This is a genomic window from Curtobacterium sp. PhB136 (assembly GCF_004346855.1).
GTDB lineage: Bacteria > Actinomycetota > Actinomycetes > Actinomycetales > Microbacteriaceae > Curtobacterium.
On sequence record NZ_SMGH01000010.1, the window covers coordinates 109,594 to 133,329 of the forward strand.

A 23,736-nucleotide genomic window follows, 5' to 3' on the forward strand; every position below is an offset into this window, starting at 1 on the left:
CATGGCCGTCGAACCGTTCGACACCGTCGACCTCATCCGCACCAAGCGCTCGGGCTCCGCGCTGAGCACGCCGGAGATCGACTGGCTCGTCGACGCGTACACCCGCGGGTACGTCGAGGACCCGCAGATGGCCGCACTCGCGATGGCGATCTTCCTGAACGGGATGGAGCGCCGGGAGATCAAGGACCTGACGCTCGCGATGATCGCGTCGGGGGAGCGGATGTCGTTCTCCTCGCTCGGCAAGACGACCGTGGACAAGCACTCCACCGGTGGGGTCGGCGACAAGATCACCCTGCCGCTCGCGCCGCTCGTGGCGTCGTTCGGGGTCGCCGTGCCGCAGCTCTCCGGGCGCGGGCTCGGCCACACCGGCGGCACGCTCGACAAGCTCGAGTCGATCCCGGGGTGGCAGGCATCGCTGTCGAACGACCGGCTCCTCGAGATCCTGGACGACGTCGGGGCCGTGATCTGCGCGGCCGGCTCGGGCCTGGCACCCGCGGACAAGAAGCTCTACGCGCTCCGCGACATCACCGGGACCGTCGAGTGCATCCCGCTCATCGCGTCGAGCATCATGTCGAAGAAGATCGCCGAGGGCACCGGTGCGCTCGTGCTCGACGTGAAGTTCGGGTCGGGGGCGTTCATGCCCACGTACGAAGCGTCCCGGGAGCTCGCGCAGACGATGGTCGACCTCGGCAAGGACGCCGGGGTCGCGACCTCGGCGCTGCTGACCGACATGGAGGTCCCGCTCGGGCTGACGATCGGCAACGCGCTCGAAGTGCGGGAGTCGATCGAGGTCCTCGAGGGCGGCGGCCCGGCGGACGTGGTGTCCCTGACGCTCTCGCTCGCTTCCGAGATGCTCCGCCTGGCGGGGCTGCCGGACGCCGACCCGGCTGCGGCGCTGGCCGACGGCCGCGCGATGGACACCTGGCGCCGGATGATCGGGGCGCAGGGCGGGGACCCGGCCGCCGCGCTGCCCGTCGCCCGCGAGCAGCACGTCGTCACGGCGCCGTCGTCCGGCGTGCTCGTCGAGCAGCAGGCGCTGCCGTTCGGTGTCTCCGCCTGGCGGCTCGGCGCCGGTCGTGCCCGTGCGCAGGACCCGGTGCAGGCCGGGGCCGGCATCGAGCTGCACGTCAAGCCCGGCGACACCGTGACCGAGGGGCAGCCGCTCTGGACGCTGCACACCGACGAGGAATCGCGGATCCCGCGTGCGCTCGAGGTGCTCGACGGGGCCTGGTCGATCGGATCGTCCGCTCCGGCGCGGGGGCCGATCGTGCGTGAGCGCCTGACGTGAGGTCGTCTGTCCACATGTAGGGAGCCTCCAGGCAGTTCTCCACGAACCTGTGGGACGTCGCCTGCGAGGCGGGGGTGACCACCGATAGCCTGGTGGACATGAGCGCCGACGCCGCACCCACGTACCGACTGCCCGACGCGGGCGCCGTGATCAACGACCTGCCCAAGGTCTCGCTGCACGACCACCTCGACGGTGGCCTCCGCCCCGCGACGATCATCGAGCTCGCCGACGCGGCGGGCATCGCGCTCCCCACCACCGACGCCGCCGAGCTCGGCCAGTGGTTCGCGGACCAGTCGAACTCCGGGTCGCTCGTCGAGTACCTCAAGACGTTCGACGTCACCACGAGCGTGATGCAGACGGCGCACGGCCTGACCCGCGTCGCGCGGGAGTTCGTCGAGGACCTCGTCGCCGACGGTGTCGTGTACGGCGAGATCCGGTGGGCGCCCGAGCAGCACCTGCAGGGCGGGCTGACCCTCGACGAGACGGTCGAGGCCGTGCAGGCCGGCATCGAGGAAGCGGTCGACGCCGCCGGCGGAGCGATCCGCGTCGGACAGCTCGTCACCGCGATGCGCCACGCCGACCGCGCGCTCGAGATCGCCGAGCTCGCCGTCCGCCACCGTGACCGCGGCGTCGTCGGGTTCGACATCGCCGGAGCCGAAGCCGGGTTCCCCGCCTCGAACCACCGCGCCGCGTTCGACTACCTCGCCTCCGAGCTCTTCCCCGTCACCGTGCACGCGGGTGAAGCCGACGGGCTCGCCTCGATCCGCTCGGCCCTCGTCGACGGTCGCGCGCTCCGCCTCGGCCACGGTGTCCGCCTGTTCGAGGACGTCACCCTCTCCGACGCCGGTGACGGCTCCACGCTGGCGTCCCTCGGGGAGATCGCCTCGTGGGTCCGTGACCGCGAGATCCCGCTCGAGCTCTCGCCGTCCTCGAACCTGCAGACCGGCGCGATCGCCGCGTGGGGCGACGACCTCGCCGACCACCCGTTCGACGTGCTCTACCAGCTCGGCTTCCGGGTCACCGTGAACACCGACAACCGCCTGATGAGCAACACCACGCTCACCAAGGAGCTGGCACTCCTCGCCGGCACGTTCGGGTACGACCTCGACGACCTCGCCGCGTTCCAGATCAACGCCGCCCTCGGCTCGTTCCTGCCGCTCGAGGACCGCGAGGAGATCATCGCGCTGATCACGTCCGGCTACGCGGAGGCCTGATCGCATGGGTCTGCCGCCGCTCTCCGACGACGCCGTCGTGCTCGGTGCGTCCGCGCCGACGTGGCGTGACGCGCTCCGGCTCGCCGGTGGCGCCCTCGTCGCGTCGGGAGCGGCGACGGACGCCTACACCGACGCCATGATCGCCATGGTGGAGGAACACGGGCCGTACATCGTGATCTCGCCCGGGCTGGCGTTCGCGCACGCACGGCCGGGATCGTCGGTGCTCCGGGACGGCCTCGCCGTCGTGACGCTGTCCACGCCCGTGTCGTTCGGGCACCCGCACAACGACCCCGTCTCGGTGGTGCTCGGGCTCGCCGTCGCCGGGGTCGGGACGCACCTCGAGTCCATCGGCGAGATCGCGAACCTGTTCAACGACGCCTCCGTGACGTCCCGGCTCGCCGCGGCCGGGTCCGCAGCGGAGATCCGCTCGATCATGGGGGTGTCGGCATGAAGATCGTGACCATCTGCGGCGCGGGCATCGGGTCGAGCGCGATCCTCAAGGTGAACGCCGAGAAGGCCCTGTCGGCGCTCGGGCTCACGGCAGAGGTCGTGGCGGCCGACGTCGCCTCGGTGCGCGCGGTGTCCGACGACGCGAACGTGATCCTCACCTCGCAGGAGTTCGTCGAGGCGATCGGGGACACCTACGCCGAGGTCATCGTGATCCGGAACCACTTCGACCAGAGCGAGATCACGGCCGCCGTCGAGCGGTCCTTGGGCGAGGCACCGGCGCCGTAGCGGGGCGCACGGACCTGCGCTGGGTGCCCCGGAGCGGGGCGCACGGCGCTGCGCTCGGTGACCCGTAGCATTGGCCCATGGCCAGCACGACCACCGACTCCAACCCGCTCAACGACCCCGCCGTCGACCCGTTCGACGTCGCCCGTGATGCCGCAGCCGTCATCGCAGCGAAGTCCGGCATCGAGCGGCACGACATCGCTCTGACACTCGGATCCGGGTGGGGGAAGGCCGCCGACCTCGTCGGCGAGACCGTCTCCGAGATCCCCGCCGCCGAGGTCCCCGGGTTCAGCGCCTCCGCCGTCCCCGGGCACTCCGGCACGGTGCGCTCGATCCGCCTGCCCGACGGGCGCCACGCGCTCGTGATCGGGGCCCGGACGCACTACTACGAGGGTCACGGGGTCCGTCGTGTCGTGCACAGCGTCCGCACCGCCGCCGCGACCGGTGCCACCACGATGGTGCTGACGAACGGTGCCGGCGGCATCAAGGAGCACTGGAAGCCGGGCACGCCCGTGCTCATCAGCGACCACATCAACCTCACCGCGGACAGCCCGCTCGAGGGCGCGACCTTCATCGACCTCACCGACCTGTACTCGGCGCGGCTCCGCGCCGTCGCCCGCACGATCGACCCGTCCCTCGACGAAGGCGTCTACACGCAGTTCCGCGGTCCGCACTACGAGACCCCGGCGGAGGTCCAGATGGCGAAGACCATCGGCGGCCACATCGTCGGCATGTCCACCGCGCTCGAGGCCATCGCCGCCCGCCAGGCCGGCATGGAGATCCTCGGGTTCTCGCTCATCACGAACCTCGCCGCCGGCATCCAGAAGACCCCGCTGTCCCACACCGAGGTGCTCGAGGCCGGGCGGGAGGCCGAGCCGGTGATCGCGGACCTGCTCGCACGCGTGGTGGCGGCGCTGTGACCTCGGACGTGCTCGACGTCGCGCGGGCGTGGCTCGCGCAGGACCCGGACCTCGAAACACAGGGCTCGCTCGACGCCGTGGTCGCGCGCGCGTCGTCGGGCGACGAGGAAGCCATGTCGGTCCTTGCAGAACGGTTCGCCGGGCGTCTGGAGTTCGGCACCGCCGGGCTCCGCGCCGAGCTCGGCTGGGGTCCGCTCCGGATGAACCGGGTCGTGGTGACCCAGGCGGCCGCCGGTCTCGCGCGGTTCCTCATCGACACCGGCCGGCAGCGGAGCGTCGTCATCGGGTACGACGGCCGGGTGAACTCGGACGTCTTCGCCCGGGACTCGGCCGAGGTGATGCGGGGCCTCGGCCTCGACGTCACGCTGCTGCCGTCCGCGCTCCCGACGCCCGTGCTGGCGTTCGCCGTCCGGCACCTCGACGTCGGTGCCGGCGTGATGGTGACCGCGAGCCACAACCCGCCGCGGGACAACGGCTACAAGGTGTACCTCGGCGGGGACGACGACGGATCGCAGATCGTGCCGCCGGTCGACGGCGCCATCGCGGCCGCGATCGACGCCGTCGCCGCGGGGTCCATCGCCGCCCTGCCGCGCGCGGCGGACTACACGGTCGCCCCGGCTGCCGTCCTCGACGCCTACGTGGCCGCCACGGCCGCGATCGTGCCCGCACCGGCCCTCCCGGTCGCATCGCAGCCGTCCGTCGTCTACACGGCCATGCACGGCGTCGGGTGGGAGACCGCCCGGGCGGTGTTCGCCGCGGCCGGGTTCGCCGAGCCGGCCGTCGTGCCGGAGCAGATCGAGCCCGACGGGGCGTTCCCGACGGTGTCGTTCCCGAACCCGGAGGAGCCGGGCGCGATGGACCTCGCGATCGCCCGCGGTGTCGCGGTCGGCGCGGACCTGGTGATCGCGAACGACCCCGACGCCGACCGGCTCGCCCTGGCGATCCCGGTGGGTGCCCCCCGGTCCGGTCCGCGCGAGTACCGGCGGTTGTCCGGCAACGAGGTGGGCTGGCTGCTCGGCTGGCGTGCTGCGTCGAGGGCGGTCGAGGCCGGGCGGTCCGGGGTGCTCGCGGCGTCGATCGTGTCGTCGCCGGCGCTGTCCCGGGTCGCTGCCCGGCACGGCCTCGGGTACCGGGACACCCTGACCGGGTTCAAGTGGGTCTCCCGCGTGCCCGACCTGCTCTTCGGGTACGAGGAAGCGCTCGGCTACCTCGTCGACCCGCAGGTGGTCCGCGACAAGGACGGCATCTCCGCGGCGCTCGAGCTGCTCTCGCTCGCCACGTCGCTGGCGGCATCGGGGTCGAGCATCGCCGGGCAGCTGGAGGCGTTCGCGGCGGAGTTCGGCGCGTTCGCGTCCGGGCAGGTGGCGACCCGCGTCGACGACCTGTCCCGCATCGGCGCGATCATGTCCGCGCTCCGGGACGCACCGCCGACGTCGCTCGGCGGCATCGAGGTCCTCGCCACGACGGACTACCAGTCCGGCGTGGAGGGCTTCCCGCCGTCCGACATCCTGCGATACGACCTCGCCGGGGAGGCGCGGGTCATCGTCCGCCCGAGCGGCACCGAGCCCAAGGTGAAGGTCTACATCGACACGGTCGCGGCCACCCCCGCCGAGGCCAAGTCGCTCGTCGACGCCCTCGCCGCCGACATCCGCCCCCGCGTCTCGTAGCGCGCTGCGCGCGCTGCGCGCGCTGCTGCCGCGCGCCGCGCTCGGCGCTGACGTGCCGGCCGCGGTGCGTCTTGGCAGCGCACAACCGAAACCGGCTCGAACCACGGTCATCCGCGGTTCGAGCCGTTTTTGGTTGTTCGAGCTCCGCGCGGAGGACGCGTGGGGGAGTCCTCCACAAGGGGTCGGCCCGCCGAGGTTGTGCACAGATCGGGCGCGCGAGCACCCGTCTTGAGCGGTCCCCGAGACGATGCGGGGATGGAACGACTCGAGATCCTCGTGGGTGGGGCTGCGGACACGACCGGGCGCCGCGGTGCACGGCTGAGCGCCGCGGCGGACACCGGCCGGCTGCTCCGCCTGGCACCTGCGCGCTATGTCGACGCTGACGCCTGGCGTCGAGCGCACCCGGGCACGAGACACGTCGCGCGGGTCCGAGCGGTCCACGGTCGACTCTCCGAACGACTGATCATGTCGCACGCCTCGGCGGCCGCGCTCCACGGGCTCCCCTGGCGGGGTGAGTTCCCGGATGTGGTGGAGGTGATCGACACGCAGCGGACCACGACCCAGTCGCTCCGGTCCGTGCGGAAACATCCCGGACAGAACCGCTCGTTGCAGACCGTCCGGATGACGACGACGGGGCGGCGCGTGACCGACATCGTGGTGACGGCGATCGACATCGCCATCGCGTACGAACTGCGGTTGTCCGTCCCGATCCTCGACGTGGTTCTCCGACGCGGCGTCGATCGGGCTGCGCTCACCACGGAGCTCGCAGGGCGATCGGCGGTGCACGGTCGTGCTCGCGCCACCGCCGCGATCGAGCTCGCGGACGCACTGAGCGGTTCTCCCGGGGAGTCGGTCGCCCGGGTCGCGCTCGATGAGGTCGGGGCACCGCGGCCCGAGCTCCAGCGCGAGTTCCACGACGATGCGGGGTTCGTCGCGCGCGTCGACTTCTGGTTCCCGGAGCAGGGCATCGTGCTCGAGTTCGACGGCCGAGCGAAGTACACCGACGCGTCGATGCGCGACGCGGGCACCACTGCGGCCGATGTCGTCTACGCCGAGAAGCGGCGCGAGGACCGACTCCGTCGGGTTCCGGGGGTGAACGGCATCGGACGCTTCGGCTGGACTGAGGCGAACGACGCAGAACTCCTCCGCGCTCTGCTCCGCTCGTGCGGGGTCCCGATGGTCGAACGCTCGTTCCGCACGGTGCGCTGAACGATGTCGATCGTCACCGCACAACGGAAACCGGTTCGAACCACGGACATCCGCGGTTCGAACCGGTTTCGGTGGTGCGCTGCCGAACGGCACCACGGGGCGCCGCGGCGCGCAGCGCGCAGCGCGCAGCGCGCAGCACGCAGCGCCCGCGGCGCGCAGCGCGCGCAGCGCGCGCAGCGCGCAGCGCCCGCGGCGCGCAGCGCGCGCAGCGCGCTACGCGAGCTCGAGCAGCACGTGGCCGGACGAGATCGTCTGGCCGACGGGGGCGTTCAGCGCGGTGACGACGCCGTCCTTGTGGGCCTGCACGGGCTGCTCCATCTTCATGGCCTCGAGCACCACGAGCAGGTCGCCCTTCACGACGGTGTCACCCTCGGCGACCGCGAGCTTCACGACGGTGGCCTGCATCGGCGACGCCACGGACGACCCGGAGACGGTGCGGCCACCGCGGACGGCCGAGGTGCGGCGACGCGGGGGAGCGGACGGTCCGGCCGGACGACGACCTGCGGCCGCGCCGGCACCGCCGCCGACGATCGACGGCATGGTGACCTCGATGCGCTTGCCCTGCACCTCGACCACGACGGTGTCGCGGGACGCGGGCGCCGGAAGTTCCTCGGGGGAACCGCTCCACGCCGGGATGTCGTTGTCGAAGTCGGTCTCGATCCACTGCGTGTACACGCTGAACGGGACGTCGTCGGGAGTGGCGAACGCCGGGTCCGACACGACCGCGCGGTGGAACGGGATGACCGTCGGCAGTCCGGCGACCTCGAACTCGGCGAGTGCGCGCCGCGAGCGTTCGAGCGCCTCGGCACGCGTGGCGCCGGTGACGATGAGCTTCGCGAGCATCGAGTCGAACGAGCCGGACACGACGTCGCCGGACACGACGCCCGAGTCGACGCGGACGCCGGGGCCGGACGGCGCGTGGAACACGTGCACGGGGCCGGGTGCCGGGAAGAAGTTGCGACCCGGGTCCTCGCCGTTGATGCGGAACTCGAACGAGTGACCGCGCGGGATCGGGTCGGAGTAGTCGAGCACGCCGCCCTCGGCGATGCGGAACTGCTCGCGCACCAGGTCGATGCCGGTGACCTCTTCGGACACGCAGTGCTCGACCTGCAGGCGGGTGTTCACCTCGAGGAAGGACACCGTGCCGTCGGCCCCGATGAGGAACTCGCAGGTGCCGGCACCGACGTAGCCGACCTCGCGCAGGATCGCCTTCGACGCCGAGTACAGCGCGGACTCCTGTGCGGGCGTCAGGTACGGCGCGGGCGCTTCCTCGACGAGCTTCTGGTGGCGGCGCTGCAGCGAGCAGTCGCGCGTGGAGACCACGACGACGTTGCCGTGCTCGTCCGCCAGGCACTGGGTCTCGACGTGGCGCGGCTTGTCGAGGTACTTCTCGACGAAGCACTCGCCACGACCGAAGGCCGCGATCGCCTCGCGCGTGGCCGACTCGAAGAGCTCCTCGACCGAGGACCGGTCGCGCACGACCTTGAGCCCACGGCCGCCACCGCCGAACGCGGCCTTGATCGCGACGGGGAGGCCGACCTGGTCGACGAAGTCGAAGACCTCGGACACGTCCTGCACGGGTTCGATGGTGCCGGGTGCGAGCGGCGCGCCGACCTTCTCGGCGACGTGGCGCGCGGAGACCTTGTCACCGAGACGCTCGATGGACTCGGGCGACGGCCCGATCCAGGTCAGCCCGGCGTCGATGACGGCGCGGGCGAAGTCGGCGTTCTCGGCGAGGAAGCCGTAGCCGGGGTGCACGGCGTCGGCACCGGAGCGGCGGGCGACCGAGATGATCTTGTCGATCACCAGGTACGTGTCGGCGCTCGTGGTGCCGTTGAGCGCGTACGCCTCGTCAGCGAGGCGGGCGTGCAGGGCGTCACGGTCCTGGTCGGCGTAGACCGCGACCGAGGCCTTGCCAGCATCGCGGGCCGCACGGATGATGCGGACGGCGATCTCGCCGCGGTTCGCGATGAGGACCTTGCTGATACGGGGCATGACACATCAGCGTATTCGCGCCGGAGCAGGTCGAATTGACCGGCATCGACAAGAAAGCCGGGCAAATGCAGGTGGATGTCTACAGCGCCCAGAGGTCGTGCCAGGAGACGCCGAAGCCGCGCAGCAGCATGGACCGCAGCACGGGCAGCGACAGCCCGACGACGGCGGACGGTGCACCGTCGATGCGGGTGATGTACGCCGCGGCGCGCCCGTCGATGGTGAACGCACCGGCGACCTCGAGCGGCTCGCCGGTCGCCACGTACGCGTCGATCTCGTCCGCGGACACGTCGTCGGCGAAGGTGAGCACCGCGCTGTCGACCGCGACCACGCGGTCGCCGTCGACGGCCAGGGCGGATCCGCCGGGCGCGACGTCCCCCAGGAGCGGCACGGTGGACACGGGGCCGGCAACGTGCCGGACGGGAGGCTCGGTGCGGGCCGGATCCGAGCCTCCAGGCCGGTGTGTGGTCGGGTCCAGGTCCCGGCGCCGGTCGAGCACACAGTGGCCGCTCCAGAGCGTGCCGCCGCCGGCGGCCAGCATCTGCCGCCACCGGTCCCGCGCGACGGCCGGGTCGTGCGGCTTGCCGTACAGGTGCCCGTCGACCTCGAACGCGGAGTCCCCGCCGAACACGAAGCCGTCGACCGGTGACCCGGCGACGGAGGCGTCCGCGACGGCGGAGGCCTTCGCGACCGCCAGCAGCGAGACGAGCTCCGGACCGGTGAGGTCACGGCCGAGCTCCGCCGCGGCGGCCGCCCCGGCGGCGTCCTCGTCGACCCCGGGTGACACGAGCACCGGCTCGATCCCGGACTGGGCGAGGAGGGCCCGGCGGGCGGGGGAGGTACTCGCGAGGTACAGACGCATGGGAACATCGAACCATGGGTGAATCGGTCGGAACGCTGCTCGAGCTCGACGTCACCGGGATCGCCCACGGCGGGATCTCGGTGGCACGACACGACGGGCGGGTGGTGTTCGTCTCGGACGCGATCCCGGGGGAGCGTGTCGTCGCGCGGGTGACGGAGGACCGGAAGAAGTCGTTCTGGCGCGCCGACACGGTCAGCGTCATCACGCCGAGCGAGCACCGCGTCGACCACGTCTGGCCGGAAGCCGGTCTCGACCGCGACCCGGCGGAGCGACCCGGCGGCGCCGAGTTCGGCCACATCGCACTCGCCCACCAGCGCACCCTGAAGCACGACGTGCTCGTGGACTCGTTCGCACGCTTCGGGCACATCGACCTCGCGGAGGTGCTCGGGCACGACGTCGTCGTCGAGGCGGCACCCGGCGACGACGAGGCGAACGGCCTCGGCTGGCGCACCCGCGTCCGCCTGCACGTCGCCGAGGACGGCACCCCCGGACCGTTCGCGGCCCGCTCCCACGACGTCGTCCCGGTGACCGCGCTCCCGCTCGCGACCGCCGCCGTGCAGGCGAGCGCCCCGCTCGGTCGCGGCTCGATGCCCGGCGCGTCCGTCGTCGACGTCGTCGCGCCGTCGGACTCCGAGGGCGCGCGCCTCGTGATCGACACGCAGACCCCCACGATCGTGACCGAGACCGTCGGCGAGCGGACGTTCCAGGTGGACGACAACGGCTTCTGGCAGGTGCACCACCGTGCCGCCGAGGTGCTGACCGGAGCCGTGCAGGACCTCGTCGACCGCGATCGTCTCGACGCCGACGGCACGCACCTGGACCTCTACGGCGGTGTCGGGCTGCTCGCGGCGGCGCTCGGCGACCTGGTCGGCCCGAAGGCCCGCATCACGAGCGTGGAGAGCTCCGGGCGCGCCACCGAGCACGCGCAGGAGAACCTCGCCGAGTGGATCGGTGCCCGCGCCGAGACCGGACGGGTCGACCGCTGGCTGGCCCGCACCGTGTCCGCCGCGACCGCCGCCGAGAAGCAGCGGTACCGCGCGGGCACGATCGTGCTCGACCCGCCGCGCGCCGGTGCCGGGCGAGAGGTCGTGGTGCAGATCGCCGCGCTCCAGCCGGCGCAGGTCGTGTACGTCGCCTGCGACCCCGTCGCCCTCGCCCGGGACGTCGCCACGTTCGCCGATCTCGGCTACCGGCTCGAGGCGCTGCGGGCCTTCGACCTCTTCCCGCACACCCACCACGTGGAGGCCGTCGCGCGCCTGGTGCCGATCGCGTAGCGGCCTCTTGTGCGGCGGGGACGGAACCTGGGTCCGACCTGGGTATCCTTGCCTCTGACGGCAGTCCGGTTTCAGGGGCCGGGCGCGTCGGAACGAGAGGTCACCGTGCCAGCAGACACGACCACAACACCAGGGACGACCGGACTCACCACGAGGCCGGTTCGCGTCGCGATCGTCGACGACCACGAGTCCGTCCGGCTCGGCATCCAGGCCGCATGCCAGAACGAGGGCTTCGAGGTCGTGCTGACCGCGGCGAGCGTGCCGGAGTACATCGCGAACCTCGACGGGCGGGAAGTCGACGTCGTCGTCCTCGACCTGTCCCTCGGAGACGGCTCGACCGTGACCGAGAACGTCAAGGGCGTGCAGGGGACCGGCTCGGCCGTGCTCGTGCACAGCATCGCCGACCGCGTCGCGAACGTGCGAGAGGCACTGGCGGCGGGGGCCGCCGGCGTCATCCCGAAGTCCTCCGCGACGAAGACCGTGATGGCCGCCGTCGCGACCGTCGCGCGCGGTGACGTGCTCAACAACCTCGAGTGGGCGAGCGCGATCGACGCCGACCGGGACTTCGCGAAGGCCCAGCTCGGGCGCCGTGAGCGCGAGATCCTGCACCTCTACGCATCGGGGCTCCCGCTGAAGCTCGCCGCACAGCAGCTCGGCATCGGCTACTCGACGGCGCGCGAGTACCTCGACCGCATCCGCGTGAAGTACGTCGAGGTCGGGCGTCCCGCACCGACCAAGGTCGACCTGCTCCGTCGCGCTGTGGAGGACGGCATCCTGCCGGGCCTCGACTCCGGGATCGACCCGGACGGCGACGGGCGCTGACGCGGTCACGACCATGACGACCGAGGTCTCGCCGTTCGGTGCCGACCCCGCGCGGAGCGTCCGGGCGACGATCACGCAGGGGTCCACCGAGCGCGCCTTCGCGATCCTGCTCGCCGTCGCGGCGATCGGGTTCGGCGCGGCCTTCGCGCCGTCGGTGGTGGCGCAGCTGCCGTACCTCGACCCGGTGTGGGGACCCGTCTCCGCACTCGCCGTCGGGGCGTCCTTCCTGCTCGTCGGCGTCTCCGCCTTCGTGCAGCGGCTCGCGCAGCCGGCGCAGATCATCTGCGCCGTCCTGTTCCTCGTCGTGCTGGTCACGTGGCCGTCCACGGTGCGCGACGCGCTGCCGTCGACGCAGCTGCCGTGGCCGTGGTGGCTGTGCAACGTCGGCACGATCGCCGCCGCCATGGGGTTCGCCACGTGGCGGGCGACCGTGTACAACGCGCTCGTGCCGGCGGTCTACATCGTGATCCGTCTGACGCCGGCCGGCGGCGAGGTCGGCATCACCCGCGCGCTCCTCGACGGCGTGTACACGGCGATCCTCGGCGGTGCGGCGCTCGTGCTCATCGTCGTGCTCCGACGTGCTGCGGCCGCCGTCGACACCGCGCAGGCGACGGCGGTGCGGCGGTACTCCCGGGCGATCCGTGAGCACGCGACCGAGGTCGAGCGGGTGCAGGTCGACGCCATCGTGCACGACAGCGTCCTCACGACGCTGCTCTCCGCCGCGCGTGCCGACACCGTGGAGGCGAAGACGCTCTCCGCCCGGATGGCCCGGAACGCGATCGACCACCTCGCCGCTGCGGCGTCCGACGGCCCGGGCGAGGTCCCTCCCGTCCCCCTCGTCGAACTGCGGCAGCGCATCACCTCGGCGGTGTCGGCGCTCGCCGCCCCGGTGACGGTCCGCAGTGGGGTGCTCGGCTCCCGACGGTTGCCGGCGGCAGTCGCGGACGCGATGGCCTCCGCCGCGCTGCAGGCCGCGGTGAACAGCGTGCAGCACGCCGGAGCGGACGTCGCCCGGTGGGTGACCGTCGAGCAGGACCGCAGCGGTGTCGTCCGCGTCGAGATCGGGGACGACGGCGCCGGCTTCGACGTCGCGGCGATCCCCGCGGAGCGGCTCGGCGTCCGCCGCTCCATCATCGAGCGGGTCGCGACGGCGGGCGGGCTCGCAGAGATCACCACCGCGCCCGGAGCCGGTACCCGGATCACGCTGACCTGGCCGGCACCGGAGGCGTCCGCGCCCTCGTCAGCGGCGGCGTCCACGTCGTCCGGTTCCGCCGGTGTGTCGGGGGTGTCCGCGTGAAGGTCTCCATCCCGGCCGGCATCGCCACCGGCCTGGCGGCGCTGTTCTCCGTCTACCACCTCGTCCTCGCCGCGACGACGCTGACCCGGGTCACGGACGCCGGTCCGGTCGTCGCGTGCATGGCGCTCTACGCGGCCGCGACGGGCGTCGTGCTGTTCGTCAAGGGCCGTGCGCTGCCGGTGTGGGCCGCGTGCTTCTCACTGGCGACGGCCGTCGTCATGCCCGTCGTCGCCGCACCCGTCGTGGAGCTCGGCGACGCACCCGGGTACGCCACGTGGTGGATCGCCGCGGTCGGCACGCTGATGGTCATCCTCGTCGTCCGGGGGCGCGGGCCGTTCGCCTGGGTCGGCGTGGGCTTCCTCGCGCTGCACACCGTCGCCTGGGCCGGCGTCGGCGCGCTCGGCTCCCTCGGCGTGCTGGGCAGCATCTCCTGGGTCCTCGTCGCGACGGCGTTTGCCGCGGCCATGAACCGCGCCACCCGGATCACCCGGGACTTCGTCCGCGCCGAGCAGGAGACCGCCGACTGGCAGGCCGCGCAGGACGCCCACGTGTTCGAGCGCCAGTTCCGCCTCAGCCAGACCACCCGGATGGCGCTGCCGATGCTGCAGCGGATCATCGACTCCTGCGGCGACCTCAGCGAGGCCGAGCGGACCGAGTGCCTGCACCTCGAACAGGCCATCCGTGACGAGATCCGCGGACGCTCCCTGCTCTCCGACGACGTCCGCGACGAGGTGATGCGCCTGCGCCGTCGCGGGGCCGTCGTCCAGCTGCACGACGACGGCGGGCTCGACGAGCTCGAGGTCGACGACATCCGTCGCATCCACGGGCGCCTGGCGGACGCGCTCCGGCAGGCGCACGACGCCGACAACGTCATCGTGCGCACGGTCCCCGAGGGCTCGGGCGCCGCGGTCACGGTCGTCGGGCTGCGGCTCGACGGCGAGGCGAGCGAGTCGGCAGCGCTCGGCGCCGGACTCCACGACGACGAGGACGACGGCGACGAGGACGACTCCGTCGCGCTCTGGCTCGAGATCCCGCGGCACGAGCCCGCGTAGCCCCCGCCGGGCGCGCCCGGGTGCCCGTCTGCCGTGCTTGCGTGTGCTTGCGTGTGCTTGCGTGCGCATGTTCCGACACAGCAGTGGTGGATCGACTGGCGCGATGTCGATGCATGCGGACGCAGCTGATCCGTCCGCATGTCCCGACACGGCAGAAGTCGATCGACTGGCGCCGTGTCGATGCATGCGGACGCAGCTGATCCGTCCGCATGTTCCGACACCGCAGAAGTCGATCGACTGGCGCCGTGTCGATCGTTGCGTGCGCAAGGAGCGACATCGCGGGTGTCGTACGACAGCGAGCTCGTCGGTGTCGGGCGTGCGCAACTGTTGCGGACGCGCGGGAGCGACAGGACCGCTGTCGTACGACAGCGACGGTGTCGTTCCGCATCGGCAGCGCCCCGTGGCGGGCGGGCTGGCGCCGCACGATCCCCGGCAGCACCGCCATCGTTGCGGACGCAAGGAGCGACATCGCGGGTGTCGTACGACAGCGAGTTCGTCGGTGTCGGGCGTGCGCAACTGTTGCGGACGCGCGGGAGCGACAGGACCGCTGTCGTACGACAGCGACGGTGTCGTTCCGCATCGGCAGCGCCACGGGGCGGACACGCGGCAGCGGCACCACGCGGCGGCACCATGCGGCAGCACGGCGGCGGCACCATGCGGCAGCGCAGCGGCGGCTGCGGCTGCGGCGGCGCGGCGCGGCGGCAGCGGCGCAAGCGCCCGGAAACGGGGAACGGGCCGGTCAGGAAACCCGACCGGCCCGTTCACGACCCGAGGCAGAGCGACAACCCGAATATCGCCCTGGCTCGCAGCGGACAGTGACGTCGTACCCTAGTCGGTCACCGTCCGGCGATGTCTTTCGTTGAAGGACACCGAACACCAGTAACTATGCCGACTACCAAGCCTCGTGTCAGTCGTCATTATGGGGGACAATTCCGACCTTTTCGGTCCCCATCCAGAAACTGTGCCCCCCGTGTGAGGGGAGACCGACCAGGAAGTGCACCCTGCAACGGCGATGCGGTCCACCAGTTCAGGGGTACATCGGGGGACGGATCCCACCAGGGGGGAGCGCGCGCCGGGACGCAAGCGGCTCAGCGCAGCGAACGCGACCAGGCGCCGGGCCCGTGCGGCAGCGGCTTCCGCAGCCCACGAGCGGAGGTCTCCCACCCGACGCGCGGCGAGACCTCGACCTGGGCACGCCCGGCAGCCGCGGCCTCGTCGGCCTGCCGCTGCAGCACGGCGACGACCGCCGCGAGTTCCTCCGGGGTGGGGTCGCCGGAGACGACCTGCACGTCGGCGACCGGGGTGGGCGCCCCCGCGGGGACCGCTGCGGCGTGACGGCCGCTCACAGCGGGATGTTCCCGTGCTTCTTCGGCGGCAGCGTCGCCCGCTTGCCGCGCAGTGCCCGCAGCGCCTTGATCACCGAGACACGGGTGGCGTGCGGCTGGATGATCCCGTCGAGCTCCCCGCGCTCCGCGGCGAGGTACGGCGAGGCGACGTTGTACGTGTACTCGTTGGCGAGCCGGGAGCGGACCGCAGCGACGTCCTCGCCGGCCTCTTCGGCGCGCTTGATCTCCGAGCGGTACAGGATGTTCACGGCGCCCTGGCCGCCCATCACGGCGATCTCCGCGGTCGGCCACGCCAGGTTGATGTCGGCGCCGAGCTGCTTCGAGCCCATCACGATGTACGCGCCGCCGTAGGCCTTGCGCGTGATGACGGTGACGAGCGGCACGGTGGCCTCGGCGTAGGCGTAGAGGAGCTTCGCGCCGCGGCGGATGACCCCGGTCCACTCCTGGTCGGTGCCGGGAAGGTAGCCGGGGACGTCGACGAGCGTGAGGATCGGGATCCCGAAGGCGTCGCAGAACCGCACGAAGCGTGCGGCCTTCTCGCCGGCGTCGATGTTCAGCGTGCCGGCCATGGCCTGCGGCTGGTTCGCGATGATGCCGACGGTGCGGCCCTCGACCCGGCCGAACCCGATGAGGATGTTCGGCGCGAAGAGCGGCTGCACCTCCAAGAAGTCACCGTCGTCGACGATGTGCTCGATGATCTGGGTGACGTCGTACGGCTGGTTCGTGGAGTCCGGGATGACGACGTCGAGCTCGCGGTCGGCGTCGGTGGTCTCGAGCTCGGGGGCGACGTCGTAGGCCGGGGCGTCGGAGAGGTTGTTGTCCGGCAGGAACCCGATCAGCGAGCGGGCGTAGTCGAGCGCGTCGTTCTCGTCGTCGGCGAGGTAGTGCGCGACACCGGAGACCGCGTTGTGGGTCTGCGCGCCGCCGAGCTCTTCGAAGCCGACGTCTTCGCCGGTGACGGTCTTGATGACGTCGGGGCCGGTGACGAACATGTGGCTGGTCTTGTCGACCATGATCACGAAGTCCGTCAGGGCGGGGGAGTACACCGCACCGCCGGCTGCCGGGCCCATCACGATGGAGATCTGCGGGATGACCCCGGACGCCTGCGTGTTGAGGCGGAAGATCTCGCCGTACTTGCCGAGCGCGACCACGCCTTCCTGGATGCGGGCGCCGCCGGAGTCGAGGATGCCGATGATCGGCACGCCGGTCTTCAGCGCGTGCTCCATCACCTTGACGATCTTCTCGCCCGCGACTTCGCCGAGGGAGCCGCCGAAGACGGTGAAGTCCTGCGCGTAGACCGCGACCTGCCGGCCGTGGATCGTGCCGAGCCCGGTGACGACCGCGTCACCGTAGGGCCGCTTCGACTCCATGCCGAAGGCGTGCGTGCGGTGCCGGACGAACTCGTCGAGCTCGACGAAGGAGTTCTCGTCGAGGAGCAGCTCGATGCGCTCGCGCGCGGTCATCTTGCCCTTGGCATGCTGCTTCGCGATCGCGGTTTCGCCCGCGGCGGTCACGGCTTCGTGGTACCGGACGCGGAGGTCGGCGAGCCGGCCGGCCGTCGTGGAGAGATCGGGGGTGTCGCCTGAAGTCACCCGCTCACCCTACCGGGGCGGCTGTGCCCGCCGGTTGGAGGACCCCCACGGTTCCTGCCCGTACATTTGCGTGCATGTCCACACCCGCGTTCCCGGCCTCGCGCGCCGCAGTCGAGTCCACCGGCGCCGTGTTCGACCTCCGGCCGACCACCGGATCGACGAACGCGGACCTGCTGGACGCGGCCCCGACCCTGCCGGACGGCAGCGTGGTCGTGACGCTCGACCAGACCGCGGGGCGCGGCCGCCTCGACCGCACGTGGACGGCGCCGGCCGGGCAGACCCTCGCGGCGAGCCTGCTGGTCCGTGCGCCGCTCGACGACCGGGACCGCGGCTGGCTGCCGCTCGTGGCGGGCGCCGCGATGCGGGACGCGGTGCGCGCGGCACTCGAGCCGGTGCCGGACGACGTGCCCGACCAGGTACCGGACGACGTGCCCGACCAGGCACCGGACGACGTGCCCGACGCTGCGGACACGAGCCGAGCCTCCAGGGCGACCGTGAAGTGGCCCAACGACGTCCTGGTCGACGGCCGGAAGATCTGCGGCATCCTCTGCCAGGTCGCCGCCGACGGCTCCGTCGTCGTCGGCGCCGGCGTCAACCTGACCATTCCCGAAGCCGATCTGCCGACCCCCACGTCGACCTCGCTGGCCGCGTCCGGCGCGACCGGCGACGCGGGCACGCTGGCAGACGCGGTCTTGTCCGCCTTCTGGACGGGCGTCCGGGAGGCGGTGGTCGCCCTCGCCGGCGGCGGCGCGGCTGCCGAGGCGGTCCGGTCGCACGTCCGCGCCGGCTGCGGCACGATCGGCGCGCGGGTGCGCCTGGAGCTGCCGGACGGTTCCGTGGTCGAGGCCGACGCCACCGGCATCGACGACGAGGGCCGCATCACGATCCGGGATCAGGACGGCTCGAGCAGGGGCGTCGCCGTGGGGGACGTCACCCACCTGCGGTATGCATGACGCCATGACCGCCGAGCCCCCGCCCGAACGCGTCGTCGCACGCCTGCGGCCGCACGCGCGGAGCCTGGTGCGCCCGGCGGTGTTCGTCGTGGTCGTCGCGGTCGCCGGCGGGTTCGGGTTCGGCGTGTTCCGGGCGCAGCTCGCGTGGATCAACGTGGCGATCGCGCTGCTCGTCCTCGTCCTCGTCCTGTTCGGCGGGCTGGTGCCCCTGGTCCGCTGGCTGACGCAGCGCTACGTCGTGACCACGAGACGGCTCGTCGTGGTGCGCGGCCTCGGCACCCGGACACGGCAGGAGCTCCTGCACTCGCGGGGCTACGACGTCACCGTGCGCCGCCGGGGCCTGCAGGGGCTGTTCCGCTCCGGCGACGTGCTCGTGTTCCCCGGTGACGACCCCGCCGTGGTGCTCGCGGACGTCCCGCACGCCGACCTCGTCGTCGCGGTGCTGCACGACATGGTCGAGGCGTACGAGGCCCGACGGCGCCACCGGGAGCCGGACTGGGACGAGATCGTCGGCGGCCCGGACCGGCCGTCGTGGGGGCCCGTCGGCGGGTAGCGCCGGGCGCGCAGGCAACGGCGCCGAGAACCCGGTACCGTCTTCCCGTGCGTATCTCTGTCATCGGCTGCGGGTACCTCGGTGCCGTGCACGCCGCATCCATGGCCAAACTCGGACACGAGGTCGTCGCGGTCGACGTCGACCCGGTGAAGATCGAACGACTCGCAGCCGGGGACGCCCCGTTCTTCGAGCCCGGTCTCCCGGAGATCCTCGCCGAGGCGATCGGTTCCGGCCGCATCCGCTTCACCACCGACATGGCCGAGGTCGCCGGGGCACGCGTGCACTTCCTCGCCGTCGGCACCCCGCAGGGCCCGACCGGTGCCGCCGACCTGAAGTACGTCGACGCCGCCGTCGCCGCGCTCACCGAGCACGTGTCCGCCGGGGAGTTCATCGTCGGCAAGTCGACCGTCCCCGTCGGGACCGCCGCGCGGCTCGCCGGTGAGGTCGCCGAGCGCGTGCCCGGTGCGACGCTGGTCTGGAACCCGGAGTTCCTCCGTGAGGGCTTCGCCGTCCAGGACACGATCTCCCCGGACCGCCTGGTCTACGGCGTGCCGGCCGGCGCCGAGGGCGAAGCGGCCGTCGCCGTCCTCGACGAGGTCTACGCCACCACGCTCGCCGAGGGCACCCCGCGCCTGGTCGTCGACCTGGCGACCGCGGAGCTCGTCAAGGTCAGCGCGAACGCGTTCCTCGCGACCAAGATCTCGTTCATCAACGCGATGGCGGAGATCGCCGAGGTCGTCGGCGCCGACGTCACGGCGCTCGCCGACGCGATCGGCCACGACGCCCGCATCGGCCGGAAGTTCCTGAACGCCGGCCTCGGCTTCGGCGGCGGCTGCCTGCCGAAGGACATCCGCGCGTTCCAGGCCCGCGCGTCCGAGCTGGGCGTGGGGGAGTCGCTCGAGTTCCTCGCGGACGTCGACGCGATCAACCTGCGCCGCCGCGCGCACGTCGTGACCCTCGCCCAGGAGCTCCTCGGCGGCGACGGCGGCGACGTCGCGGGCAAGCGCGTCGCCGTCCTCGGCCTCGCGTTCAAGCCGAACTCGGACGACGTCCGCGACTCCCCGGCGCTCGACATCGCCGCGCGCCTGCTGGAGCTCGGCGCGACGGTCGCCGCGTACGACCCGGAGGCGAACGGCACCGCCGCCCGCATCCACCCGGAGATCGCCTACGTCGACTCTGCGGCCGCGGCCCTGCAGGACGCGGACCTGGTCCTCGTGCTCACCGAGTGGACCGAGTTCCGGGAGCTCGACCCGGCCGCCGTCGCGGCGCTCGTGGCGAGCCCCGTCGTGGTCGACGGCCGGAACTGCCTGGACCGCGACGCCTGGACCGCCGCCGGCTTCACGTACCGCGGGATGGGTCGCTGACCCGCTCGCGGCGCGGGATGGGTCGCTGACCCGGAGGGGGTCCTGACAGCAACCGACGGGAGGCCCGGTGCCGGTCCACGGGACCGGTACCGGGCCTCCCGTCGGTCAGGTCACGGACGGAAGGCGCGCTGGGTGGTGAACCCGCGTCGGGCGACGGCCGTGACCGTCAGCACCAGGCCGGTCGCGACGAGGACCGCGAGGACCACGACGGCGGCGAACGGCACGGTGCCGGACACCTCGAACCGGGCGATGCCGGCCGCGGTGACCGGGAAGCGGGCCGCGTTCCAGAACCAGCTCGCGACGACGGACAGGCCGTAGAGCCCGACCACCGGTGCGGCGGCGGCGATGCCGACGGCCAGCGCGCGGCGGCCGCCGGTGGACCGGGGGATGCGGCGCCACGCGACCGCGCTGATCGCGATGAGCGCGACGATCCCGGGGAAGTAGTAGCGGCCCTGCGTCGCGGCGACCTCGGTCGTCGTCAGGTACGACTCGACGCTGTTCTGCATCTGCAGCGCGACGAGGAGCGCCGGGAACACGGCGAGGCAGACGACGGCGGTCCGCTCGGGGCCGCGGCGGAACGCCCAGACGACCACGACCGCCAGGGTCACCACGGTCAGGACGGCGGTCAGCAGGTCGCCGATGCTGACCTGCGCGCGCATGCCGGGGCTGCCCCAGAACGTCCTCGCGACGGTGCCCCACGCGACGTCGAGGAAGTGCCCGACGGTGGGGTGCTCACCGGGTGGGAAGGCCCGTGGCGGCCGCATCGAGGAGTACCCGTCGGTCTGGAGCACGTGGTACACGAGCAGGTTCCGGAGCCACCACCAGCCGCCGAGCGCGCCGCCGATCGCCAGGGCCCCGAGCGCCCGCAGGGCCCGGACACCGAGCGACAGCGTGCCGGCGCCGGCGACGAGGACGACGAGGGCGACGAACGGGATCGCCGGCAGCCCGGTCGCCTTGAGCGAGACGAGCAGCCCGAGCGCCACGCCGAGCGCCACGAGCGTGCGCCGGCGGAGGTCGCCGGTGAGGAGCCGGGTCGCGAGCCACACGACGACCCCGCCGAACAGCATCACCGGCGCGTCGTTCGTGACGGACGCGCCGATCGAGGCGAGCTGCGGCGTGGCGAAGAGCGCGAGCCCGCCGACCAGGGCCGCCCGCGGTGAGCGGGTGAGGCGCCGCACGGTCGCCCACGCGAGCAGGGCGAGGGGCGCCACGAGCACGGCGTCGAACAGGCGCAGCGCGAGGAGGGCGTGGTCCCAGCGGAGGGACCCGAAGTGCACGATGCGGAGGACCGCGGCGTCGAGGACGTAGGCCGTCGGCGGGTGCTGGGTCATCTGGTCGACGGTCGCCGAGTCGCCGGGGTTCGCCGCGAGCAGCTCGCTCATCGTCGACCAGGTCGAGGACGGTCCCGCCGCCTGTTCGGCCTGCGCCGCGACCAGGGCGTTCGAGACGTGCAGCGTGCCGGGAGCAGGCCAACCACCGCCGGTGGCGACGTGCACCGCCGCGCCGAAGTGCGCGGTCTCGTCGGGGGCCTGGAACGGCGGGACGACGACCGCCCAGAGCACCAGCCAGAGCCCGAAGGCGGCGGTGAGCACGGCGATCGCGACGCGCTCCCGGCGCGCGAGCGGCGGTGCCGTCATCGCTCGGTGGTGGCCGTCGCGGGCGCTGCGCTCGTCGGGGTGGTGCTGGTGGTGCTGCTGGTGCCGGTGGTGCTCGTGGTCCCGGTCGTCTCGTCCGCGGGCTGCCGCTCGGTCCGGTCGGGGTGGTAGACCCACACCTTGTAGAGCCAGAACCGGAACGCGGTACCGAGCACCAGGCCGATCACGTTGCCGGAGATGTTGTCCGCGAGCGCCGACGTGAAGCCGAACACGTAGTGCGAGAGCCCGAGGCAGCCGAGCGAGATCACCATGCCGCCGAGGGAGACGACGACGAACTCGATGCCCTCACGGGTGGCGACCGAGCGGCGCTGGTCGCGGAAGGTCCAGTAGCGGTTGCCCATCCAGTTCACGAAGATCGCCACGATCGTGGAGATCACCTTCGCGATGAACGGCCCCGCGTGCACGTCGTCCGGGGAGAGCACGGTGGCACGCAGCAGGTTGAACAGCCCGGTGTCGACGACGAAGCCGATCGCCCCGACGACGCCGAAGCGTGCCAGCTGCGCAATGAGTCGCCGCACGAGGTCTCCAGGATCCGTAGAGTTGTGGATGGCCGGTGTCCCGGCACTTCCCCGGTCGAACACCGGACGAAGAGGATTGTAGACAACTCGCGCTCGTCGGACGATGAGAGCGACGGAAGGAACACTCAGCATGGCGTTGCGGGTCGGGGTCATCGGCGGAGGACAGCTGGCGCGGATGATGGTCCCCGCAGCCGTCGAACTGGGCATCGACATCCGGGTGCTCGCGGAGGGGCCGGGCATGTCCGCGGCGATCGCGGCCACCGCCGAGGGCGACTACCACGACGCCGAGACGGTCCTGGCGTTCGCGCGGGACGTCGACGTCGTCACCTTCGACCACGAGCACGTGCCGCAGGACGTCCTCCGGGCACTCGTCGACGCCGGTGTCGCCGTCCGACCCGGACCCGCGCCGCTCGGCGTCGCGCAGGACAAGATCGAGATGCGCACCCGCCTCACCGAGCTCGGCATCCCGGTGCCCGACTGGGCCGCGGTGCAGGACCCGGACGAGCTCCGCGCGTTCATCGCCGACCACGGCGGCCGCGCCGTCGTGAAGACCGCCCGCGGCGGCTACGACGGCAAGGGCGTCCGCGTGGTGTCCGACCCGGCCGAGGTCGAGGACTGGTTCACCGCCGTCGCCGAAGCGGGCGGCGACCAGGCGCTCCTCGTCGAGGAACTCGTCCCGTTCACCCGGGAACTCGCACAGTCCGTGGCCCGCCGTCCCTCCGGCGAGATCGTCGCCTGGCCGCTCGTCGAGACGGTGCAGCGCGACGGCGTCTGCGCCGAGGTGATCGCCCCGGCACCGGACAGCGCCGGTCGCCTGGCCGACCTCGCTGAGTCGATCGCGGTCCGCGTCGCCGAGGAGCTCGGCGTCACCGGCGTCCTCGCCGTGGAGCTGTTCCAGACCGACGACGAGCGGATCCTCGTCAACGAGCTCGCGATGCGCCCGCACAACACCGGGCACTGGTCGATCGACGGCGCGACGACCAGCCAGTTCGAGCAGCACCTCCGTGCCGTGCTCGACCTGCCGCTCGGGGCGACCGGGATGCACGCCCCCGTGGCGGTCATGATCAACGTGCTCGGCGGGCCTGCCGACGGCGACCTCGCCGCGCGGTACCCGGCGGCGCTCGAGGCGTTCCCGGAGGCGAAGTACCACTTCTACGGCAAGGCGCCCCGGCCCGGGCGGAAGATCGGGCACGTGACGGTGGTCGGGGACGACGTCGAGGACGTCGTGTACCGGGCGCGGTCGGCTGCGTCGCACTTCGACGACTAGTCCGCGGGTCGGGGACACCCCGATCGGCGGACGACTAGTCCGCCGGTCGGGACACCCCGTCGGCGGACGACTGGTCCGCCGATCGGGGGACACCCCCTCGGGTGGCACCCGCACTGGGCGGTGGTCGCCGTCGACGACGCGTGTTGCCATGGATGGGCC

Annotated in this window: 21 protein-coding genes; 15 read left to right on the plus strand and 6 right to left on the minus strand. The window is 72.5% G+C overall.

Features of this window, described 5'->3' with window-relative positions; genetic code table 11:
• The first annotated feature begins 1 nt into the window (after position 1).
• From EDF27_RS17495 to EDF27_RS17525, 7 genes are all read left to right on the plus strand, one after another.
• Positions 2–1,288: a thymidine phosphorylase gene (locus tag EDF27_RS17495; protein WP_123656113.1), complete on the plus strand. Its 1,287-nt coding sequence runs from the start codon at positions 2–4 to the stop codon at positions 1,286–1,288.
• Positions 1,289–1,386: 98 nt separating this feature from the next.
• Complete coding sequence (locus EDF27_RS17500) at positions 1,387–2,502, plus strand: adenosine deaminase (RefSeq protein WP_123656114.1); 1,116 nt, start codon at positions 1,387–1,389, stop codon at positions 2,500–2,502.
• A gap of 4 nt (positions 2,503–2,506) precedes the next feature.
• A complete protein-coding gene (locus EDF27_RS17505; protein WP_123656115.1) occupies positions 2,507–2,953 on the plus strand; it encodes a PTS sugar transporter subunit IIA in 447 nt (148 codons plus the stop codon).
• Entirely contained in the window at positions 2,950–3,237 is a 288-nt protein-coding gene (locus EDF27_RS17510) for a PTS sugar transporter subunit IIB (RefSeq protein WP_123656116.1), read from the plus strand. The genes EDF27_RS17505 and EDF27_RS17510 overlap by 4 nt, the downstream gene beginning before the upstream one ends.
• Positions 3,238–3,314: 77 nt before the next feature.
• Entirely contained in the window at positions 3,315–4,154 is an 840-nt protein-coding gene (locus EDF27_RS17515) for a purine-nucleoside phosphorylase (protein ID WP_132050236.1), read from the plus strand.
• The gene (locus tag EDF27_RS17520; protein WP_132050238.1) at positions 4,151–5,821 is read left to right on the plus strand and encodes a phospho-sugar mutase; all 1,671 of its coding nucleotides are present in this window, start codon (positions 4,151–4,153) and stop codon (positions 5,819–5,821) included. Before EDF27_RS17515 ends, EDF27_RS17520 begins: the two co-directional genes overlap by 4 nt.
• A gap of 255 nt (positions 5,822–6,076) precedes the next feature.
• Positions 6,077–7,030, plus strand: a complete 954-nt coding sequence (locus EDF27_RS17525) for a hypothetical protein (protein ID WP_132050240.1) — start codon at positions 6,077–6,079, stop codon at positions 7,028–7,030.
• 213 nt (positions 7,031–7,243) lie between these two features.
• Here the strand turns inward: EDF27_RS17525 and EDF27_RS17530 are convergent, their stop codons facing one another.
• Both EDF27_RS17530 and EDF27_RS17535 read right to left on the minus strand, forming a co-directional pair.
• On the minus strand, positions 7,244–9,025 hold the full coding sequence (locus EDF27_RS17530; protein ID WP_132050242.1) for a biotin carboxylase N-terminal domain-containing protein: 1,782 nt from the start codon (positions 9,023–9,025) through the stop codon (positions 7,244–7,246).
• Positions 9,026–9,104: 79 nt separating this feature from the next.
• Complete coding sequence (locus EDF27_RS17535; RefSeq protein WP_132050244.1) at positions 9,105–9,884, minus strand: Maf family protein; 780 nt, start codon at positions 9,882–9,884, stop codon at positions 9,105–9,107.
• 14 nt (positions 9,885–9,898) lie between these two features.
• On the opposite strand from EDF27_RS17535, the gene EDF27_RS17540 reads away from it, so the two are divergent.
• The 4 genes from EDF27_RS17540 (at position 9,899) to EDF27_RS17555 (ending at position 14,329) form a co-directional block, all read left to right on the plus strand.
• Positions 9,899–11,158, plus strand: a complete 1,260-nt coding sequence (locus tag EDF27_RS17540; protein WP_123702441.1) for a TRAM domain-containing protein — start codon at positions 9,899–9,901, stop codon at positions 11,156–11,158.
• Between the two features lie 105 nt (positions 11,159–11,263).
• The gene (locus EDF27_RS17545; RefSeq protein WP_123656123.1) at positions 11,264–11,980 is read left to right on the plus strand and encodes a response regulator transcription factor; all 717 of its coding nucleotides are present in this window, start codon (positions 11,264–11,266) and stop codon (positions 11,978–11,980) included.
• Positions 11,981–11,993: 13 nt separating this feature from the next.
• Positions 11,994–13,277, plus strand: a complete 1,284-nt coding sequence (locus EDF27_RS17550; RefSeq protein ID WP_132050246.1) for an ATP-binding protein — start codon at positions 11,994–11,996, stop codon at positions 13,275–13,277.
• Complete coding sequence (locus tag EDF27_RS17555) at positions 13,274–14,329, plus strand: hypothetical protein (RefSeq protein WP_243698412.1); 1,056 nt, start codon at positions 13,274–13,276, stop codon at positions 14,327–14,329. The genes EDF27_RS17550 and EDF27_RS17555 overlap by 4 nt, the downstream gene beginning before the upstream one ends.
• 1,088 nt (positions 14,330–15,417) lie before the next feature.
• Here the strand turns inward: EDF27_RS17555 and EDF27_RS17560 are convergent.
• A complete protein-coding gene (locus EDF27_RS17560) occupies positions 15,418–15,675 on the minus strand; it encodes an acyl-CoA carboxylase subunit epsilon (RefSeq protein ID WP_243698413.1) in 258 nt (85 codons plus the stop codon).
• Positions 15,672–17,267, minus strand: a complete 1,596-nt coding sequence (locus tag EDF27_RS17565; RefSeq protein ID WP_123656125.1) for an acyl-CoA carboxylase subunit beta — start codon at positions 17,265–17,267, stop codon at positions 15,672–15,674. Before EDF27_RS17565 ends, EDF27_RS17560 begins: the two co-directional genes overlap by 4 nt.
• A 74-nt stretch (positions 17,268–17,341) precedes the next feature.
• On the opposite strand from EDF27_RS17565, the gene EDF27_RS17570 reads away from it, so the two are divergent.
• Genes EDF27_RS17570 through EDF27_RS17580 form a run of 3 tightly spaced genes read left to right on the plus strand, consistent with a single transcriptional unit; the run spans position 17,342 to position 20,137 of the window.
• Positions 17,342–18,220, plus strand: a complete 879-nt coding sequence (locus tag EDF27_RS17570; protein WP_132050248.1) for a biotin--[acetyl-CoA-carboxylase] ligase — start codon at positions 17,342–17,344, stop codon at positions 18,218–18,220.
• A gap of 4 nt (positions 18,221–18,224) precedes the next feature.
• Positions 18,225–18,773: a PH domain-containing protein gene (locus tag EDF27_RS17575; protein ID WP_165931557.1), complete on the plus strand. Its 549-nt coding sequence runs from the start codon at positions 18,225–18,227 to the stop codon at positions 18,771–18,773.
• 47 nt (positions 18,774–18,820) lie between these two features.
• The gene (locus EDF27_RS17580; protein WP_123656128.1) at positions 18,821–20,137 is read left to right on the plus strand and encodes a UDP-glucose/GDP-mannose dehydrogenase family protein; all 1,317 of its coding nucleotides are present in this window, start codon (positions 18,821–18,823) and stop codon (positions 20,135–20,137) included.
• A 110-nt stretch (positions 20,138–20,247) separates the two neighbouring features.
• Here the strand turns inward: EDF27_RS17580 and EDF27_RS17585 are convergent, their stop codons facing one another.
• Together EDF27_RS17585 and EDF27_RS17590 are read right to left on the minus strand one after the other, a co-directional pair.
• Positions 20,248–21,774: a DUF2142 domain-containing protein gene (locus EDF27_RS17585; protein WP_132050250.1), complete on the minus strand. Its 1,527-nt coding sequence runs from the start codon at positions 21,772–21,774 to the stop codon at positions 20,248–20,250.
• Positions 21,771–22,310: a GtrA family protein gene (locus EDF27_RS17590; RefSeq protein WP_132050252.1), complete on the minus strand. Its 540-nt coding sequence runs from the start codon at positions 22,308–22,310 to the stop codon at positions 21,771–21,773. The genes EDF27_RS17585 and EDF27_RS17590 overlap by 4 nt, the downstream gene beginning before the upstream one ends.
• Before the next feature lie 103 nt (positions 22,311–22,413).
• On the opposite strand from EDF27_RS17590, the gene EDF27_RS17595 reads away from it, so the two are divergent.
• Positions 22,414–23,577 (plus strand): 5-(carboxyamino)imidazole ribonucleotide synthase, encoded by a 1,164-nt coding sequence (locus tag EDF27_RS17595; protein ID WP_311316794.1) that lies wholly within the window; start codon positions 22,414–22,416, stop codon positions 23,575–23,577.
• Positions 23,578–23,736 lie beyond the last annotated feature (159 nt).

Bases quoted from the DNA above. Each gene is read 5' to 3' on its own strand.
- EDF27_RS17550 (WP_132050246.1), top strand. From the start codon at position 11,994: ATGACGACCGAGGTCTCGCCGTTCGGTGCCGACCCCGCGCGGAGCGTC.
- EDF27_RS17540 (WP_123702441.1), top strand. From the start codon at position 9,899: ATGGGTGAATCGGTCGGAACGCTGCTCGAGCTCGACGTCACCGGGATC.
- EDF27_RS17515 (WP_132050236.1), top strand. From the start codon at position 3,315: ATGGCCAGCACGACCACCGACTCCAACCCGCTCAACGACCCCGCCGTC.
- EDF27_RS17505 (WP_123656115.1), top strand. From the start codon at position 2,507: ATGGGTCTGCCGCCGCTCTCCGACGACGCCGTCGTGCTCGGTGCGTCC.
- EDF27_RS17500 (WP_123656114.1), top strand. From the start codon at position 1,387: ATGAGCGCCGACGCCGCACCCACGTACCGACTGCCCGACGCGGGCGCC.
- EDF27_RS17530 (WP_132050242.1), bottom strand. From the start codon at position 9,025: ATGCCCCGTATCAGCAAGGTCCTCATCGCGAACCGCGGCGAGATCGCC.
- EDF27_RS17585 (WP_132050250.1), bottom strand. From the start codon at position 21,774: ATGACGGCACCGCCGCTCGCGCGCCGGGAGCGCGTCGCGATCGCCGTG.
- EDF27_RS17570 (WP_132050248.1), top strand. From the start codon at position 17,342: ATGTCCACACCCGCGTTCCCGGCCTCGCGCGCCGCAGTCGAGTCCACC.
- EDF27_RS17495 (WP_123656113.1), top strand. From the start codon at position 2: ATGGCCGTCGAACCGTTCGACACCGTCGACCTCATCCGCACCAAGCGC.
- EDF27_RS17535 (WP_132050244.1), bottom strand. From the start codon at position 9,884: ATGCGTCTGTACCTCGCGAGTACCTCCCCCGCCCGCCGGGCCCTCCTC.
- EDF27_RS17595 (WP_311316794.1), top strand. From the start codon at position 22,414: ATGAGAGCGACGGAAGGAACACTCAGCATGGCGTTGCGGGTCGGGGTC.
- EDF27_RS17510 (WP_123656116.1), top strand. From the start codon at position 2,950: ATGAAGATCGTGACCATCTGCGGCGCGGGCATCGGGTCGAGCGCGATC.
- EDF27_RS17575 (WP_165931557.1), top strand. From the start codon at position 18,225: ATGACCGCCGAGCCCCCGCCCGAACGCGTCGTCGCACGCCTGCGGCCG.
- EDF27_RS17525 (WP_132050240.1), top strand. From the start codon at position 6,077: ATGGAACGACTCGAGATCCTCGTGGGTGGGGCTGCGGACACGACCGGG.